Raw genomic sequence first — 15,894 nt, 5'->3', positions numbered from 1 at the left:
TTCATCGCCAATGAACGCGGGCGCCGTTGCGCCAGACGCAAAACAGCGTAGCGCTGCCCACCAATTATCACCCCCGCCCGGCCCGGTTAACGTAGCTCTACCGCGTGCGCTGCCCGGCTGTCGCGCCTGAATCCAATCGCTAAATTTCTGGAGTTGCCCATGACCCGCCGCCTGTTTCAACCCGTCACCCTCGGCCCTTATACCCTCGCCCATCGCGTCGCCATGGCACCGCTGACCCGCTCGCGCGCCGGCCAGCCGGGCGACGTGCCGACGGCGATGAACGCCGAGTACTACCGCCAACGTGCCAGCGCTGCGCTGATCATCACTGAAGCCACGCAGATCTCCCGCCAGGCCCAGGGTTACGCATGGACGCCGGGCATTTACAGCGATGAGCAGGTCGCGGCCTGGCGCGAAGTCAGCGGCGCGGTGCATGGCGCTGGCGGGCTGATTTTCATGCAGCTGTGGCACGTCGGCCGCGTCTCGCACCCGAGCTTTCAACCGGACGCCGGCCTGCCCGTCGCACCGAGCGCACTGCCGGTGCCCGGCAAGACCTTCATCGTAGATGAACACGGCAACGGTGTCTGGGGTGATGTGCCGGTACCGCGCGCCCTCGAAACCGCAGAAATCGCCGCCATCGTCGAGGACTATCGCCGCGCTGCGCGCAATGCCATTCGTGCCGGGATGGACGGCGTGGAGATTCATGCGGGCAACGGCTACCTGCTCGATCAGTTCCTCAACAGCAACAGCAATCAGCGCGACGACGCCTACGGCGGCAGCGTCGAGAATCGCGCGCGTCTGTTGCTCGAAGTGGTGGCGGCCGTGGCCGACGAAGTGGGGGCCGAACGCGTCGGCGTACGCCTGACGCCGATGGGGCGCTTCATGGGCATGGGCGACGACACCCCAGAGGCCACGTTTGGCTATCTGGTCAATGCGCTCAATCGTTGGAATCTGGCGTATCTGCACCTGGTCGAGCCGGCGATGGTCGGCACGGTCAAGGACGAGAATTTCGACCCGCGCTGGGACGCGATCATTGCGCAATTGCGCGGAATCTGGAAAGGCGTGCTGATCCTTGCGGGCGGCTACGACGCCGAGTCTGCCGAGCAGGCGTTGCGCTCGGGGCGTGCCGACATCATCGCGTTTGGCCGGCCTTTTTTGGCCAATCCGGACCTGCCGCGGCGGATCCGCGAAAGCCTGCCGCTGAACACGCCGGACCCGAGCAGTTTCTTTGGTGGCGATGAGCGCGGGTACGTGGATTATCCGTTTCATGCCTGAGCGGGGGGCGGCGCGTTTTTTGTGACTTGGCGGCCTTTGGGCCGGCCATGCTGTGGTTGGGTTGTGTGAATATCCGTTTTTTTTGGTGTTGCGGCTGGCGGTTTCGCCCTTACGGCGAGGCACTTTTTCCAGACGCCGAAAAAGTACCCAAAAAGGCTTGCTCCTACGTGCGGCCCCTCGCAAGCTCGGGGTCCCTTCCGATGTCGCCGGTTAGGCAAGATCAAGAGCACTCGAGCTGGCGCTCATTGTTGAGTGGTTAGAAGCGGGTGGTTGGCTGGGGATTTGTGGTGTGGCTGCCCCTCATCGGAACGCCGCCCGCCCAGCCCTCTCCCGAGGGAGAGGGAGCCGATTTGTGGGCTTTTCGGAAACTGCGTACGACTCGGTATTTCAGGTCGGCGTGATTATCGCATTCACCCCGATCAGTCCCCTCTCCCTCCGGGAGAGGGCTAGGGCGAGGGGCTTTTGATCTTGTTCATCAATTGCAGCACACACTGGGCAAGGAAAGCGTCAATGCGTACCCGGCAAGAGCAATCAATTGGCACTGCGGCCCCGTTTCAGGGTCAGTTCAGATGACCTGACATCGACCGGCAAACCCTCAAGGCCGCCGTTAAATGGCAGAATCCCCCGACCTTGATCCTTTTCGGAGTGCGCAATGCTTCGCGTGTTTGAACGTAGACTCGATCCCTTCCCGCCTGACGAATTGCCGCCACCGCCGGTGGGCCTGACGCGTTTTCTGTGGGCGTGCACCCGCGGCGCGCGCGGCTATATCCTCGCGCTGGCCCTGCTCAGCGCCGGTGTGTCGATCTACGAAGCGTGGCTGTTTTCCTTCCTCGGCCAGGTGGTCGACCTGCTCTCGACCTGGCAGGCCGGTGGCGGCGTCAGTGCCGAAGAAAGCCGCGTGCTGTGGGGCATCGGCATCGTCCTGCTGGTGAGCATCGTGCTGGTTGCGCTGCGCACGATGGTTCAGCACCAGATCCTGGCGATCAACCTGCCGCTGCGCCTGCGCTGGGATTTTCACCGCTTGATGCTGCGGCAAAGCCTGTCGTTCTTCTCCGATGAATTTTCCGGCCGAGTCACCACCAAGGTCATGCAAACCGCGCTGGCGGTGCGCGAAGTGCTGTTCACCTTGATCGAAATTGCCCCCGGCATCGGCGTGTATTTCATCGCCATCATCGCCCTCGCTGGCGGCTTCGCCCTGAAGCTGATGCTGCCCTTCATTGCCTGGGTCGCGCTGTTCGCGCTGGCGATGGTGTACTTCGTGCCACGCCTGGGCAAAGTCGGCCAGGAACAGGCCGATGCGCGCTCATCGATGACCGGGCGCATCGCCGACGCCTACACCAACATCACCACGGTGAAACTGTTTTCGCATTCAAAACGCGAAGCGCATTTCGCCCGCGCGGCAATGGAAGATTTCAAACTCACCGGGTTTCGCCAGATGCGTCTGGTCAGTCAGTTCGAGATCGTCAACCAGGCCCTGGTGGTCGCGCTGATCATCGGCGCCGGCGGCTATGCCCTGTGGCTCTGGCACCAGGGCCAGGTCGGCGCAGGCGCGGTCGCGGCGATCACCGCCATGGCCTTGCGCATCAACGGCATGTCGCACTGGATCATGTGGCAGATGACCTCGCTGTTCGAGAACATCGGCACCGTGCAGGACGGCATGGCCACCCTCACCCGCGGCCCGAAAGTCCAGGACGCACCGAACGCCGGCGTGCTGGTACCTGGCGGCGGCGCGGTGACGTTCGACGACGTCAGCTTCAATTACAACGGCGAACGTCAGGTCCTCGACGGCTTGAGCCTGCACATTCGCGCCGGGGAAAAAATTGGCCTGGTCGGCCGCTCCGGCGCCGGCAAATCAACGCTGATCAACCTGCTGCTGCGCTTCTACGACGTCGACAGCGGGCAGATCCGCATCGACGGCCAGAACATCGCCGAAGTGACCCAGGACAGCCTGCGCAGCGCCATCGGCATGGTCACCCAGGACACCTCGCTGCTGCACCGCTCGATCCGCGACAACATCGCCTACGGCCGCCCCGACGCCAGCGACGCAGACATCCACCGCGCCGCCGCCAACGCCCAGGCCGACGGCTTCATCAACCAACTGAGCGACCGCCAGGGCCACAGCGGCTACGACACCCTGGTCGGCGAGCGCGGCATCAAACTCTCCGGCGGCCAGCGCCAACGCATCGCCATCGCCCGAGTTATGCTGAAAAACGCCCCGATCCTGCTGCTCGACGAAGCCACCAGCGCCCTCGACTCCGAAGTCGAAGTGGCGATCCAGGAAAGCCTCGACGAAATGATGCAAGGCAAAACCGTCATCGCCATCGCCCACCGCCTCTCCACCATCGCCGCCATGGACCGGCTTATTGTCATGGACGAAGGCCGCATCATCGAACAAGGCACCCATGCCGAACTGCTGGCCAGAAACGGAATTTATGCGAGGTTGTGGCAGCATCAGAGCGGCGGGTTTCTGGGCGAAGATCAGGGGTTTGCCGCGACGGTGGATCAGGCGTGATCTGGCGATTTTAGAAGCAAAGTCAAAGGCCCCTCATCGGAACGCCGCCCGCCTATCCCTCTCCCGGAGGGAGAGGGGACTGACCGCGGTGAACAGGAGTAGTACGCAAACCTGAAATACCGAGTTGTACTCAATTTAAAGCCAACGCAGATCGGCTCCCTCTCCAAGGGGAGAGGGCTGGGGTGAGGGGCAGCCACACCACAAACCCCAAGCCGAACAAACGCTTCTAACCACTCAACAATGAGCGCCAGCTCGAGTGCTTTTGATCTTGATCTTGCGTCACCGGCGACGTCGGAAGGCTGAGTGGAGGGATTGATCCGGGTGTGGGAGCGCAGCGACCGTACGACGCAGTCGTACACAGCGGAAGTAGGTGCAGTGAAGCAAACCGTAGCCGCTGCGCCCGGATCAATCCCGGAGCGAAGGGACCCGAGCCTGCGAGGGCCGAACGCAGGAGCAAGCGTTTTGGGTTACCTTTTTGGCGTTTGAAAAAGGTGACCCGCCGTAAGGGCGGAACCCTAAGCCGCCGTTACCGCAGCAACGGATATTCACCCAATACCAAACACCCAAAAGAACCAAAACCAACCGTACGTCGCCCCCAGGGAACACCCCGCCAAGGCCCCTCCTCTACCCAACAAAGGCCGAGGAGAAAAGCCATGTACAACGAAACCAAAATGCTCGCCTACAGCCAATGGCACGACCTGCTGACCAACACCACCAACACCTTCAGCGAACCCGAAGACCGCTACGACGAACTGCTCCGGCTCGCCGACGACTACCGCAGCCGCGGGATCATCAATACCCCCGAACGCAACACCCTGATCGAAATCGCCACCGCGGCCTACACCCGCTCAGTGACCGCCGTCACAGCCAATTCAAGCCACTCAGGAATCAACCATGACCGGTGAAAAACCCAACCAAGCCCCAACCACGCCGAACACCGAAGCCGACGGCCTGACCGACGATCAACGCGTACGCCGCGAAAACAACGACCACCAACAAGGCGCCCGCGTAACCCCCGGCCCTGCGGATAAAGAACGTGACCCGGAGGTTGGCCGGACATGAACAAGCTCGCAGTAAAAGCCATCGCCACGCTGCTCCTGAGCCTGCAGACCATCACTCTGTGTTACGCCGTCACACTCAATGCCTTCGTCGAAGAAGCGGCGCAACAGAGCCTGTTCCAGAACAACGCCTCTCGGATAGCCATGGAAAACAGTGCACTGCCCGAAGTCAGGGACTTCGCCAAAACCATGATCGCTGACCACGACCGCTTCTATCCGAAACTGCAGCAGCTCGGGCAAACCTTGAAGATGGACGTGCCGGCCGAACCTTCGACCGCCGGACAAGCCAAGCAACTACGCCTCGAATCGCGCGATGAATCCTTCGATCGCACCTACATCGACAGCCAGGCCGAGACCCTCGAGCAGAAGGTCATGCTGTTCAAGAAAGAGGCGATGTCTTCGGAAAACCCGCAGCTCAAGGCCTTCGCGAAATCAGCGCTGCCAGGCATCGAAAAGCAGGCGCAGACGGCGAAGGCTCTTCAGGAAAAACTCAAGCCTTCAGCCGGGAAACTGATTGCGCCGACCAGGCCTTGAGCGGCGGCGCTGTCAGTCGATGGGGCCAACGTTGATGAACATGTCGTCGCCCAGCCCCTGGACTTTGGCGAGAACATCGACCGGGGTTTCGTCGGAAAAGTGCACGACGTAGCCCATGCCGCTGCCGTCTTCTTCGATAGCGCTGACCCAGAGTTCGACCTCGTCGGCGTCCAGCCCCAAGGCCTGGCCGAGCTGGCGGTTGCGGTGGTCTGAATCGGTTTCGTCCATTGGGTAACTGCTCATTGGGTTCTCCGGTTTTTTTGGGGGCTTATGGCGATGGACGTTGTGGTTGGGTCAGCGTTCGATTTTTTTTGGTTGGGTTGTTTGTTCATTGCTGCGGGTTTTGGCGTAAGGCTTCGGTGGAGTGGTGTGGCTTCCCCTCATCGGAACGCCGCCCGCCCAGCCCTCTTCCCCAGGAGAGGGAGCCGATTTGTGGGCTGTTCCGAACTGGAGTTCGACTCGATATCGCAACGTGGCAAACCTCGCCCATTCACTTCGGTCAGTCCCCTCTCCCTCCGGGAGAGGGATAGGCGGGCGGCGTTCCGATGAGGGGCCTTTGATTTTTGGCGTTAGAGCAACAGGACATACAACGACTGGCCACCGCTGCGAGCGCGGAACTCCCGGACGCAAGCGCCGGTCGATGACGACAACCCATGGCCATTGCGTCATATGCGTTTCAACTGATGATTGCGAGAGAACACTATCGTGGACTTGTTGTTTCTGGGCACCTCCGCCGGCGTGCCGACCCGAGAGCGCAATGTCAGCGCCACGGCATTGATCGAGGCGTCGGGCCGAGGCTGGTATCTGATCGATTGTGGTGAGGGCACGCAGCATCAAGTGCTGCGCACGCCGTTGTCACTGAGTGAACTACGGGGCATTTTCATCACCCATGTGCACGCTGACCATTGCCTTGGCTTGCCCGGATTGCTGGCGAGCACTGGGATGTCCGGACGATCGCGGCCGCTGGATATCATCCTCCCGGCGGCGCTGCATCCGTGGCTGACGTTGAGCCTCGCGGTGACCCAGTCGCATCTGCCCTTCGAAATCCATCTGCACGCCGTCGAGTCGCTCGAGCATTGGCGTAACGGCAACGTCGAGGTCAGCACGGTCGAGCTGTCGCACCGCGTGCCGTGTCACGGTTATGTCTTCACCGAAGCCGATCCGGCGCCGCGTCTGGATGTGCAACGGCTCGACGCTGAAGGCATCAAACGCGGTCCGCTGTGGGGCGAACTCGCCCACGGCCAGGATGTGCTGCACGACGGGCGCTGGCTGCGCGCGCAGGACTATTTACTGAGGGCTCGTCCGCCCCAGCGCATCATTGTCTGTGGCGACAACGACCGCCCGGAACTGCTGGCGGAAGTTGCCGCTTCAGCCGATGTACTGGTGCATGAGGCGACGTTCATCCAGGCGGCCATCGATAAAACCCGCGCCAGCTACGGCCATAGCAGCGCCGCAGCGGTCGCCGGTTTTGCCGAAGCGGTGGGCGTGCGCAATCTGGTGTTGACGCACTTCAGCGCACGCTACCAGGCCAACCCGGCGCAACATCCGTCGATCGAAGACGTGCGCAGCGAGGCGGCAGCGCTGTACAACGGGCAATTGATTCTGGCGCGCGACCTGCAGCGCTATCACTTTGATCAGCACGGTCAGTTGCAGCCGGTGATGCGAAACCCTCTGCCCCGCTCGCACGATAAATGAAAAATAAAAACGTCCGCTCGCCTGGCGAACGGACGTTCCGGTTCCACGGTGGGGTTACTTCTTGGCTTCCTTGTCGGGGTCAGCCGAGCGAGCCAGAAACGCCTCGGTCAGCTGCGGCAGGTGCTTGAGCAGCCAGTCGGCCATGGCCACTTCCTGCGGCAGAATCGACTCACAAGCCTTTTTCGTCTGGGTGTCACCCGCCGCTTCGGCGGCAGCAATCAGCACGGTGTAGCTGGCGATTTCCATGTTTTCGAACACGTAACCGGCCATCGCGCCCTTGATCACCTCATCGCTCATCAACGAGCCACCCACGGCCTGACCGAAGGCCATCAACTTGCCGCCCAGATCCTTGATCGTCGACGAATCGCCACCCAAACGTTGCAGGCATTCATCGATGAGTTTCTGCTGACCAAGAGTTTCTTCAATGTGCTGGTCGATCCGCGCTTTCAGTTGCGGGTAGTGTTCGAGGCGCTTGGATTGCGCCTTGAGCATTTGCTCGGCCTGTTGCTCCATGGCATGGGCGTCACGCAGCCAGTCGAGCAGATTTTCCTGTGGAGTGGCCATGATTGAATCCTCTTCTTGATGGTTTCACAGTGGTCCCGCTCAAGCGCGCCACGAGATGATGTGGCGCGCTTGAGCGGGGTTCGGCGGGCAGTGTCGCGCTGTCACAGCGACGGCGGAACCTGCGTACCGGCGCCCAGATCCGCGCCGGTCACCGGCTCGCTGTTGGGGTCGGACATGGTGCGGGTTTTCATTTTTTCCAGCAGCGCTTCGTCAGCACTGTCCAGCTCGACCGTCGCCAGACCATCGCCGCCATCCACCGCTGGCGTTGGGCTTTCGACAAACTCCCAATCGTCACCCTGATTCCATGGCCCGCGCATGCTCTCGGTGCCATGGGACATGTTGAAGTAGACGTTGGTGAACTCCGGCATGCCGGGTTTCTTGCCCTGCGGGAAGTTCGGCTGAATCGCATGCAGGGCTTTTTCAAAGGACAACTGGTGCGCGATTTCACGGGTCATCAAGAAGCCCAGCGCTTCTTTCACGCCGGGATCGTCCGTCACGTTCATCAACCGCTCATAAACAATCTTCGCCCGCGCTTCAGCCGCGATGTTGGAACGCATATCCGCCGTCGGCTCGCCGATGGTGTCGACATACGCCGCGCTCCAAGGCACACCCGCCGAATTGGTCAACGGCGCCCCCCCGCCATACAACAGGCTGGTGATGTGCGAGTCGTTACCGGCACCGTTCAACGAACGATACAACTCACCCTCTTCTTCCACGCCCTCAGCCATCTTGCCCTTGGCGCCCTTGTTAAGCATGACGATGATCGAACCGATCACCTCCAGATGGCTCAGCTCCTCGGTGGCAATGTCCAGCAGCAAATCCTTGCGCCCCGGATCATCCTCAGCCAACGCCTGAGTGAAATAGCGCGTAGCCGCCGCCAACTCACCCTGCGCCCCCCCGAACTGCTCCAGCAGCAAATTCGCAAGCCCGGGATTGGGTTGCGCAACACGAACGGTGTATTGAAGTCGCTTGTTATGTAGAAACATGACAAATCTCCTCAGTCTGAATGAGTGTGGCGTTCTCAACGGTTAAGTCACTGCCCACTCCTTTGTGAAGCATTGGCTGCGGAGAAAATTTCAAAAAATATTCGGGTTCAGGACAAATGGTTATGTCGCGGGAACAAGCGAAACGGGAGGTGCGGGTTCGCTTGTTTGCGCGATTTGCTTCATTGAAAGCAGCGGTTTTACCAGTGCAAATCGGACAAAAGACACAGCAAAATCAAGAGCCCCTCACCCTAGCCCTCTCCCGGACGGAGAGGGAACTGACCGTGGTGGACGCGAGAGCCGCGCCGACAAGAAATACCGAGTCGTCCTGAAACTTCGAAGCCAACAAAAATCGGCTCCCTCTCCCTCTGGGAGAGGGCTGGGGTGAGGGCCGAAGCCACCACAAACCCCACGCCAACCCCCCGCTTCTAACCACTCAACAATGAGCGCCAGCTCGCGTGCTTTTGATCTTGCCTAACCGGCCCCATCGGCAGGCTGAGTGGAGGGATCGATCCGGGCGTGGGAGCGCAGCGACCGTCTGGCGCAGCCAGACACAGCGGAAGTAGGTGCAGCGAAGCAAACCGTAGCCGCTGCGCCCGGATCGGTCCCGGAGCGAAGGAACCCGAGCCTGCGAGGGCCGAACGCAGGGGCCAAGCCTTTTTGGGTACTTTTTCGGCGTCTGGAAAAAGTGCCTCGCCGTAAGGGCGAAACCGCCAGACGGCACACCCGCAGAAACGGATATACACCCAAAACAAACCAAAGCCTGGTCAGCCCAGAGGCCGCCAAGGCACACGCCCCATCACTTCCCTTGAACCTCCACGAACCCCAAGCGCTCACAAAGAAAACAACCCGCGAGCCAGCCCCCATGAATGCCTATAAAAACCTGCTGACAGCCGAACAACAAACCCGCCTGCAAGCCCTCGATACCTGGCATCGAACATTGCAAGACCGCAGCCTGCGCATGGACTGCCCCGATCGCTACCACGAAGAACTCCTGCGCCAATGCGACGAAATGGACCGCCTCGGCATCATCACCTGGCAAGAATGGCAAGAACTGCGCAGCGAAGCCGACCAGGCCTACCTGCACGCCATCGCCGGCCACGACTACCACGGCCCCAGTAATACCCAGCGAGCCCAGCCATGACCGAACCGCGCTTTGGAATCGAAGAAGAATATTTCGTCACCGACCTGCACACCCGCAAAATGGTTGGCGCCCCTGCTCACGAGGCTCGTGAGGCTTGCCAGCAAGCCATCGGCGCATCATTTGCCAGCGAGATGTTCCAGGGCCAGTTCGAAATCGCTTCACCCGTATTCACCGATTTCGTCGAAGCCAGCGATTACCTGACCGGCGCACGTCAGGCCCTGAACAACACCCTCAAACCTTTCGGCCTCGGCCTGCTCAGCGCCGGCAGTCACCCACTGGCTGACTGGCGCGAACAGATCCCCACCGACGAACCGCACTTTCACGAACTGTTCGACACCTACGGCCACGTCGCCCGGCGCAGCGTGCTGTCGGGCCTGCATGTGCATGTCGAAGTACCCGAACAACACGACCGCATCAAAATCATGAATGAAGTGTTGCCATGGACACCGTTGCTGCTGGCCCTGAGTTGCTCGTCGCCACTGTGGGACGGGGCCAACAGCGGCTACAAAAGTTATCGCCAGGCTGCGTGCGACGAGTGGCCGCGCATGGGCGTGCCGCCGCTGTTTGCCGATCAACAGGCCTATGACGATCACGTTGGTTTTCTGACCCGCGCCGGCGTGATCAGCCAGCCCAGCCAATGCTGGTGGGGCATTCGCCCGGCGGTGCGCTACCCGACGCTGGAACTGCGCATGACCGACGCCTGCCCGCGCGTGGAAGATGCGCTGACCCTCGCCGCATTCTTTCGCGTACTGGTCGCGCATGCGTGCAGCCAACCGCAACCCGGCTCAGCCTATGACGCGTCAGCACGCTGGATACTTGAGGAAAATCGCTGGCGCGCCAAGCGCTGGGGGCTCGATGGAACGTTTATCGTCACAGGCCAGGACAGCCCTTGCTCAATCAGCCAGTGGCTAGCGCTGGCTGAGGAACGCTACGCCGAAATCGCCGACGACCTGCGCATGCCGACCTTGTTCGAACGCGCCCACAGAATCGTCAATGACGGCACCAGCGCCGACCGACAACTGGCGGTATTCAACCAGGCTCTGCAGCAACAGCCCGGTCCGCGCTCTGCGCTGTCGCAAGTGGTCGATCATCTGCTGAAGGAAACCTCGCGCAGCTGATCGACCTTCAACACATCGCTTCAGTCCCCCTTGCCGGTGCGGGTTCCACCATGGCTGTGCTGCCCGCCCGTGCGTGCCTTTTCCGCTCGGTCAAGTTTGACGTCGACCGCAGTGTCGCCCTTCTTACCGGCCTCCTTGATTTTCTGTGGATCGTCGGCGAATGAATGTCCGCTTTGATGCTTGCTGGTCATGGCAATGTCCTCGCGATCAGTTCCTGACTGTCAGTTTCGTATGCCGCCCTTGCACCCTATCAACCGAACTTTGCGCTCGCCACCCATGCACTCGCACTACTGACGAAAGGTAATTAAACGAAACGAAGCGAAGCTATAAGCCACTTGTAAACTATCAATTTAACATCGACAAACTTATACGAAGCGGCACCTGAAACAGCAGTCTGTATAAGTTTCATCGCGAGCACTACCGTTCATCGGGCACCAAAAAAAATCTTCAAACGATTTTCCCCGCCGCGTTATCCGAGTAAGTGTCCGTTGCAACAAATGGGCAACTTAAGAAAACCTTAATTGATATTGGAGAGCTATCATGACTACAAGTAATAAAAATCCGGGCAACTTCGCCAACGATCGCGAGAAGGCATCCGAGGCGGGTAAAAAAGGCGGCCAGGCATCCGGCGGCAACTTCGCCAATGACCGCGAAAAAGCTTCCGAAGCAGGCCGTAAAGGCGGCCAGAACAGCCACGGTGGCGGCCGTAAGTCGTCTTGACCGGCGGCATAAGGGCAGCCTCGCTGCCCTTCGAAATCAAACAGCTGGAACGGTCATCAGCATGAAAGGCAGTTATCCATGCCTGATGAGCGTTCCAACTGATTGACAGTCGAACCCAAGCCAACCGGCAAGTAACGAGCATTTGCAACAAACAACATCAGGCAGTATCCACGGCATTTGTCCGAACAACTTCAGCGCGCAACTAAGCGCAGCCTGAATTCGAATCAATGCGTATATATGCAAGAGGTGTTTTAAAATGGCTCAAGATAAACAAGGCAGCATGTCCGTCAACGAAGCAGGTAAAAAAGGTGGGGAAGCAACATCGGCTTCGCATGATAAAGAGTTCTACCAGGAAATTGGCAGCAAAGGCGGCCAAAACAGTGGAGGCAACTTCAAGAATGATCCGGAGCGTGCAGCCGAGGCCGGTAGCAAAGGTGGCCAGAACAGCGGCGGCAACTTCAAGAACGACCCGCAGCGCGCGTCGGAGGCCGGCAGCAAAGGCGGCCAGAACAGCGGTGGCAACTTTGCCAATGACCGCGAAAAAGCCTCCGAAGCCGGGCGCAAGGGTGGCGAAAACAGTCATGGTGGTGGGCGCAACAGCTAATGCGCCATTTGCAGGGGAGCTTCGCTCCCCTGCCGTTTATCCAGCGCAAGACAACTTCCTCGCAATCTCCCGCCGCTTTCTGCATCGCTGCACCTTGGAATTGGCCAACTCGCCCTCATAACCATGACAATCCCCAACGTTGCGAGAGGAATGACCGCCATGACCTTTGACACCGAAACCGCGATTCTTGCCGGCGGCTGCTTCTGGGGGATGCAGGATCTGCTGCGCCGCTACCCTGGCGTACTGGAAACACGCGTCGGTTATACCGGCGGCGATGTACCCAACGCGACCTATCGCAACCACGGCAACCACGCTGAAGCCATCGAAATCACCTTCGATCCCGCATTGATCAGCTACCGCCAGATTCTCGAATTCTTCTTCCAGATTCACGACCCAAGCACACCCAACCGTCAGGGCAACGACCTTGGCCCGAGCTATCGTTCAGCGATCTATTACCTCAACGACGAGCAACGCGCCGTGGCTGAAGACACCGTTGCCGATGTGGACGCCTCAGGATTGTGGCCAGGCCCGGTGGTGACTGAAATCGAACCGGCCGGACCGTTCTGGGAAGCGGAACCTGAGCATCAGGATTATCTGGAGCGGATTCCGAATGGCTACACCTGCCACTTCATTCGGCCGGACTGGAAGCTGCCCAAGCGCAGTAGTTAAAGGCAACTCCAGATGCTTGCACAGGTGAACGACTGATCGCGCGGCGATGAGCGACGTAATCTCAACTCCTGCCAAGAATCGGTGTACTGTCTGACGGCTCGTCGCACGGCCAGACAGGCAATAAAAAGGAGCTCCTCTTGCGCAAGGATTATTTGGCGTTCTTCACGTCGCTGTTTCTGTCGCGCCTGGCCGATCAGATTTTGCTGTTCATTGTGCCGCTGGTGGTCTTCCAGACGACCAACAGCGCTTCCTGGGCCGGTCTGGCATTCTTCGTCGAATCGCTACCGCGTTTTCTCGCGTTTCCACTATGTGGAGCGTTGTGCGATAAGTTTTCACCGATAAGGATCCTCCATATCAGTCAAATCTATCGCGCGCTGCTCTGCCTGCTGGCCATGGGCATGTTCACTGTTTTCGGCGGCATGGCCTGGGTGGTGGTGTTGTCAGCGGTGTGCGGCGTGCTGACCACTCAGGGAATCATGGCGCGCGAAGTGCTGATGCCGTATATCTTCCAGCATTACAGTTACACCAAGACGTTGTCCTATTCGCAAATTGCCGACCAGACCGGACTGGTTCTCGGGCCGTTGGTGGCAGCGCTGCTGCTCGAAGTGTGGGCCTGGCACTGGGTGGTGCTATGGATCGCCGGTCTGTTTCTACTCGCGGATCTGAGCATGCTGGTGTGGCAACGCCTCAGCCGAATCACGCTGCAAGTGTATGAACAGCATCAGGACATATGGCTACATCCACTGCGCATCGCTTTCAGGCATATAAATGAGCTGGCGGAGTTGAAAAAAATCATCTTGCTGGCCGTGGGGGTCAATTTGCTCGTTGGTGTCACGCTGGCGACCTCAGCCGCGATGGTGCTCGGCGAGTACGGCGCGGGCAAAGATGCTTACGCCGGTTTGCAAGCGGCCGGGGCTATAACAACAATCGTGATTCTGTTTTTCCTTGCCAGAGTGGAACTGCCGCAGCGGCTACTTGGCGGGCTCGCGTATTCAATGATCGCCGCTGGCGCTCTTGTCAGTGCTCTGAGTCCGAATCTTGCCGGTTATGTATTGGGTTTTCTGCTGATTGTCGGCTTCGACAAGATGTTCAATATCTACATGCGCAGTATTCGTCAGCGCGTAATACCGCCCAAAGACTTCGGCAAAACCGTCGGTGTGATCACCTTGCTCAACAACCTGTCGCAACCCTTGGCGGGTTTGCTGGTAGCCCTGCTTGCGTCCAGCGCAGGCACACAAGGCGTGATCCTCATCCTGGCTGCGCTGACTATGCTGCTGGGCGTCACAGCGCTATGGTGGTTTGCTACCAGCCGAGGAACTCTGAATGCCGAAAAACCTATCCACCGCTAACGAGCCCGCCAGCGCCGCCGACATCGAGCGCTCGATCCAGGCCCTGAACCGGCTGGCCGAGCGCCTCTGGGGCGAGGACCGTGTCGCCGAAGCCAAAGCCCTGCTTGATGCGCTCGATGCGTTGAACCGTGCGCTTGATCGCATTCGCATCGGCGAAAGTCGCCGGGCGGCGACTCTGCATTGAGGCAACGGGTTACGGCTTGAGGATCAGCACTGGTTCGCCTTTCTTTACGATATAAGTCGCCAGCTCCGAGGCCTTGTCCTTGCCGACGTTTTTCGCCACATGCGCCACGCCTTCCGGAATGAACAGCGACTCCCCCGCCTTCAGCGTCACCGGCGCCCTGCCCTCCAGTTGATATTCGAACGTGCCGCTGATCACGTAAGCGACTTCAACGCCGGGATGTGCATGGCGCGGCGAGGTCACGCCCGGTTCGAAATCGACGCGTGCCTGAACCACTTCGCGGTCGGCAGCACCGAGATCCTGCTTGACCAGATCGTTGCGGCTCAAGCCTTGCTGCCAGCTCTTGGCCGGGGCGTCGGCCGCGTGGGCGATGCCGATCATCGAAGCGAAAATGGCGCTGGCGAGTAACAGTGAACGTTGCATGGTGTAGCCCTCTGGATCAGTGATGTGGTGAGGGCTACTGTGCGGGTTGCGTGTAGGGTGGATGTGTCGTGGAACCTGAGTTTGGTGTTCAGCCGTGTACAGCGTGCAAACAGATACACGCTTATACAAAAGTGCCGGTGGTTTTCGGCAATGCCAACAGCCAGGACCTGAACGCAGCGATTTTTTCGGCCTGCGCGGTCTCAAGAGGCGCGACCAGATAAAAGCCCAGCGCATCCCGCAAGCGCAATTCGAAAGGGATCACCAGGCGCCCGGCGCGCAGATCGTCGGCGACGTAGGTTGAGCGGCCGATGCACACGCCCTGCCCGTCCACCGCCGCCTGCACGGCCATCAGCGCCAGATCGAATGTCAGTCGCGGCCCCTCCGCCAGTTGCGGCGCCTGGCCGGCGGCGCTTAGCCAGGTCGCCCAGTCACCGGCCGTCACACCGCTGACCTGCAGCAGCGTGTGATTGGCCAGCTCCGCCGGCGAGTTCAGGCTCTGGGCCAGCGCCGGACTGCACACCGGAAAGATTTCATCGGACATCAAAAAGTCAGCCTGTAAACCCTTCCAGTCGCCGTGCCCGTAACGAATCGCGGCGTCGATGCCGCTGCTGCGAAAATCCACCCAATCGGTCGACGCACTGATGCGCACATCGATAGCGGGAAAGGCCTGATGAAACGCAGGCAGTCGCGGCAACAACCATTTCGATGCGACCGATACCAGTGTGCTGATGGTCAACACGTTATCGTCGCCAGCCCCCAATACCTGTTCAGTGGCAAAGCGCAAATCCTGAAACGCCGAGCGAATGCCCGGTAAATAGGCCTGCCCGACCTCGCTCAGCGCCAGGCCGTCGTTGCGCCGCAAAAACAGCGGGCTGCCCAGTTCCGCCTCGAGTCGGCGGATCTGATGGCTGACCGCAGTCTGGCTGACGTTCAGTTCTGCGGCAGCCTTGGTGAAACTCATGTGCCGGGCGACGGTTTCGAAGGCGCGCAAGCCATTGAGCGAGGGAAGTCTGACAGGCATGGGATAGGGCTGGCTCATGAGATTTTGTCATACGCTAGCACTGCAAA

19 protein-coding genes are annotated in these 15,894 nt (G+C 60.0%); 13 read left to right on the top strand and 6 right to left on the bottom strand.

Going from position 1 to position 15,894, the window contains the following annotated elements; genetic code table 11:
- The first annotated feature begins 159 nt into the window (after window positions 1-159).
- The 5 genes from BLU52_RS09975 to BLU52_RS09960 all read left to right on the top strand — a co-directional run bounded on the left by BLU52_RS09975 (window position 160) and on the right by BLU52_RS09960 (window position 5,376).
- A complete protein-coding gene (locus tag BLU52_RS09975) occupies window positions 160-1,272 on the top strand; it encodes an alkene reductase (RefSeq protein ID WP_090283025.1) in 1,113 nt (370 codons plus the stop codon).
- A gap of 652 nt (window positions 1,273-1,924) precedes the next feature.
- On the top strand, window positions 1,925-3,784 hold the full coding sequence (locus BLU52_RS09970; RefSeq protein ID WP_090283024.1) for an ABC transporter ATP-binding protein: 1,860 nt from the start codon (window positions 1,925-1,927) through the stop codon (window positions 3,782-3,784).
- Between the two features lie 653 nt (window positions 3,785-4,437).
- Window positions 4,438-4,689 carry a hypothetical protein gene (locus tag BLU52_RS09965; RefSeq protein ID WP_090283023.1) on the top strand — a complete coding sequence of 84 codons (252 nt, stop codon included), beginning with the start codon at window positions 4,438-4,440 and terminating at the stop codon, window positions 4,687-4,689.
- Entirely contained in the window at window positions 4,679-4,846 is a 168-nt protein-coding gene (locus BLU52_RS26655; RefSeq protein ID WP_157720686.1) for a hypothetical protein, read from the top strand. The genes BLU52_RS09965 and BLU52_RS26655 overlap by 11 nt, the downstream gene beginning before the upstream one ends.
- On the top strand, window positions 4,843-5,376 hold the full coding sequence (locus BLU52_RS09960; RefSeq protein ID WP_090283022.1) for a DUF4142 domain-containing protein: 534 nt from the start codon (window positions 4,843-4,845) through the stop codon (window positions 5,374-5,376). The genes BLU52_RS26655 and BLU52_RS09960 overlap by 4 nt, the downstream gene beginning before the upstream one ends.
- A gap of 12 nt (window positions 5,377-5,388) precedes the next feature.
- Here the strand turns inward: BLU52_RS09960 and BLU52_RS09955 are convergent, their stop codons facing one another.
- On the bottom strand, window positions 5,389-5,619 hold the full coding sequence (locus BLU52_RS09955; RefSeq protein ID WP_090283021.1) for a hypothetical protein: 231 nt from the start codon (window positions 5,617-5,619) through the stop codon (window positions 5,389-5,391).
- A gap of 462 nt (window positions 5,620-6,081) precedes the next feature.
- Here BLU52_RS09955 and BLU52_RS09950 point away from each other — a divergent pair, with 462 nt between their 5' ends.
- Window positions 6,082-7,071 (top strand): ribonuclease Z, encoded by a 990-nt coding sequence (locus tag BLU52_RS09950; RefSeq protein ID WP_090283020.1) that lies wholly within the window; start codon window positions 6,082-6,084, stop codon window positions 7,069-7,071.
- Between the two features lie 54 nt (window positions 7,072-7,125).
- Here BLU52_RS09950 and BLU52_RS09945 read toward each other — a convergent pair whose 3' ends face one another.
- Together BLU52_RS09945 and BLU52_RS09940 are read right to left on the bottom strand one after the other, a co-directional pair.
- Window positions 7,126-7,635, bottom strand: coding sequence for a ferritin-like domain-containing protein (locus BLU52_RS09945; protein ID WP_090283019.1), 510 nt, complete (start codon window positions 7,633-7,635; stop codon window positions 7,126-7,128).
- A gap of 101 nt (window positions 7,636-7,736) precedes the next feature.
- Window positions 7,737-8,621: a manganese catalase family protein gene (locus BLU52_RS09940; RefSeq protein WP_090283018.1), complete on the bottom strand. Its 885-nt coding sequence runs from the start codon at window positions 8,619-8,621 to the stop codon at window positions 7,737-7,739.
- An 862-nt stretch (window positions 8,622-9,483) separates the two neighbouring features.
- Here BLU52_RS09940 and BLU52_RS09930 point away from each other — a divergent pair.
- Window positions 9,484-9,762, top strand: coding sequence for a hypothetical protein (locus tag BLU52_RS09930; protein WP_090283016.1), 279 nt, complete (start codon window positions 9,484-9,486; stop codon window positions 9,760-9,762).
- Window positions 9,759-10,880, top strand: a complete 1,122-nt coding sequence (locus BLU52_RS09925; RefSeq protein ID WP_090283015.1) for a carboxylate-amine ligase — start codon at window positions 9,759-9,761, stop codon at window positions 10,878-10,880. The genes BLU52_RS09930 and BLU52_RS09925 overlap by 4 nt, the downstream gene beginning before the upstream one ends.
- 20 nt (window positions 10,881-10,900) lie before the next feature.
- Here the strand turns inward: BLU52_RS09925 and BLU52_RS26650 are convergent, their stop codons facing one another.
- Entirely contained in the window at window positions 10,901-11,071 is a 171-nt protein-coding gene (locus BLU52_RS26650) for a general stress protein (protein ID WP_157720685.1), read from the bottom strand.
- Between the two features lie 349 nt (window positions 11,072-11,420).
- Here BLU52_RS26650 and BLU52_RS09920 point away from each other — a divergent pair, with 349 nt between their 5' ends.
- From BLU52_RS09920 to BLU52_RS09900, 5 genes are all read left to right on the top strand, one after another.
- Complete coding sequence (locus tag BLU52_RS09920) at window positions 11,421-11,600, top strand: con-10 family general stress protein (RefSeq protein ID WP_090283014.1); 180 nt, start codon at window positions 11,421-11,423, stop codon at window positions 11,598-11,600.
- 256 nt (window positions 11,601-11,856) lie between these two features.
- Entirely contained in the window at window positions 11,857-12,204 is a 348-nt protein-coding gene (locus tag BLU52_RS09915) for a con-10 family general stress protein (protein ID WP_090283013.1), read from the top strand.
- Window positions 12,205-12,363: 159 nt separating this feature from the next.
- Window positions 12,364-12,873: a peptide-methionine (S)-S-oxide reductase MsrA gene (gene msrA / locus BLU52_RS09910; RefSeq protein WP_090283012.1), complete on the top strand. Its 510-nt coding sequence runs from the start codon at window positions 12,364-12,366 to the stop codon at window positions 12,871-12,873.
- Window positions 12,874-13,010: 137 nt separating this feature from the next.
- Entirely contained in the window at window positions 13,011-14,222 is a 1,212-nt protein-coding gene (locus BLU52_RS09905; protein WP_090283011.1) for an MFS transporter, read from the top strand.
- Window positions 14,197-14,406 (top strand): hypothetical protein, encoded by a 210-nt coding sequence (locus tag BLU52_RS09900; RefSeq protein ID WP_090283010.1) that lies wholly within the window; start codon window positions 14,197-14,199, stop codon window positions 14,404-14,406. Before BLU52_RS09905 ends, BLU52_RS09900 begins: the two co-directional genes overlap by 26 nt.
- 9 nt (window positions 14,407-14,415) lie before the next feature.
- On the opposite strand, the gene BLU52_RS09895 is transcribed toward BLU52_RS09900, so the two are convergent.
- The gene (locus BLU52_RS09895) at window positions 14,416-14,826 is read right to left on the bottom strand and encodes a cupin domain-containing protein (protein ID WP_090283009.1); all 411 of its coding nucleotides are present in this window, start codon (window positions 14,824-14,826) and stop codon (window positions 14,416-14,418) included.
- Window positions 14,827-14,947: 121 nt separating this feature from the next.
- Window positions 14,948-15,847, bottom strand: coding sequence for a transcriptional regulator GcvA (locus tag BLU52_RS09890; RefSeq protein WP_090283008.1), 900 nt, complete (start codon window positions 15,845-15,847; stop codon window positions 14,948-14,950).
- Window positions 15,848-15,894 lie beyond the last annotated feature (47 nt).

Origin of the sequence: Pseudomonas granadensis (genome assembly GCF_900105485.1) — a bacterium.
Lineage (GTDB): Bacteria > Pseudomonadota > Gammaproteobacteria > Pseudomonadales > Pseudomonadaceae > Aquipseudomonas > Aquipseudomonas granadensis.
This window is presented reverse-complemented; position numbering and strand designations above follow the sequence as displayed.

Bases quoted from the DNA above. Each gene is read 5' to 3' on its own strand.
- BLU52_RS09975 (WP_090283025.1), top strand. From the start codon at position 160: ATGACCCGCCGCCTGTTTCAACCCGTCACCCTCGGCCCTTATACCCTC.
- BLU52_RS09970 (WP_090283024.1), top strand. From the start codon at position 1,925: ATGCTTCGCGTGTTTGAACGTAGACTCGATCCCTTCCCGCCTGACGAA.
- BLU52_RS09965 (WP_090283023.1), top strand. From the start codon at position 4,438: ATGTACAACGAAACCAAAATGCTCGCCTACAGCCAATGGCACGACCTG.
- BLU52_RS26655 (WP_157720686.1), top strand. From the start codon at position 4,679: ATGACCGGTGAAAAACCCAACCAAGCCCCAACCACGCCGAACACCGAA.
- BLU52_RS09960 (WP_090283022.1), top strand. From the start codon at position 4,843: ATGAACAAGCTCGCAGTAAAAGCCATCGCCACGCTGCTCCTGAGCCTG.
- BLU52_RS09955 (WP_090283021.1), bottom strand. From the start codon at position 5,619: ATGAGCAGTTACCCAATGGACGAAACCGATTCAGACCACCGCAACCGC.
- BLU52_RS09945 (WP_090283019.1), bottom strand. From the start codon at position 7,635: ATGGCCACTCCACAGGAAAATCTGCTCGACTGGCTGCGTGACGCCCAT.
- BLU52_RS09940 (WP_090283018.1), bottom strand. From the start codon at position 8,621: ATGTTTCTACATAACAAGCGACTTCAATACACCGTTCGTGTTGCGCAA.
- BLU52_RS09930 (WP_090283016.1), top strand. From the start codon at position 9,484: ATGAATGCCTATAAAAACCTGCTGACAGCCGAACAACAAACCCGCCTG.
- BLU52_RS09925 (WP_090283015.1), top strand. From the start codon at position 9,759: ATGACCGAACCGCGCTTTGGAATCGAAGAAGAATATTTCGTCACCGAC.
- BLU52_RS26650 (WP_157720685.1), bottom strand. From the start codon at position 11,071: ATGACCAGCAAGCATCAAAGCGGACATTCATTCGCCGACGATCCACAG.
- BLU52_RS09920 (WP_090283014.1), top strand. From the start codon at position 11,421: ATGACTACAAGTAATAAAAATCCGGGCAACTTCGCCAACGATCGCGAG.
- BLU52_RS09915 (WP_090283013.1), top strand. From the start codon at position 11,857: ATGGCTCAAGATAAACAAGGCAGCATGTCCGTCAACGAAGCAGGTAAA.
- msrA (WP_090283012.1), top strand. From the start codon at position 12,364: ATGACCTTTGACACCGAAACCGCGATTCTTGCCGGCGGCTGCTTCTGG.
- BLU52_RS09900 (WP_090283010.1), top strand. From the start codon at position 14,197: ATGCCGAAAAACCTATCCACCGCTAACGAGCCCGCCAGCGCCGCCGAC.
- BLU52_RS09895 (WP_090283009.1), bottom strand. From the start codon at position 14,826: ATGCAACGTTCACTGTTACTCGCCAGCGCCATTTTCGCTTCGATGATC.
- BLU52_RS09890 (WP_090283008.1), bottom strand. From the start codon at position 15,847: ATGCCTGTCAGACTTCCCTCGCTCAATGGCTTGCGCGCCTTCGAAACC.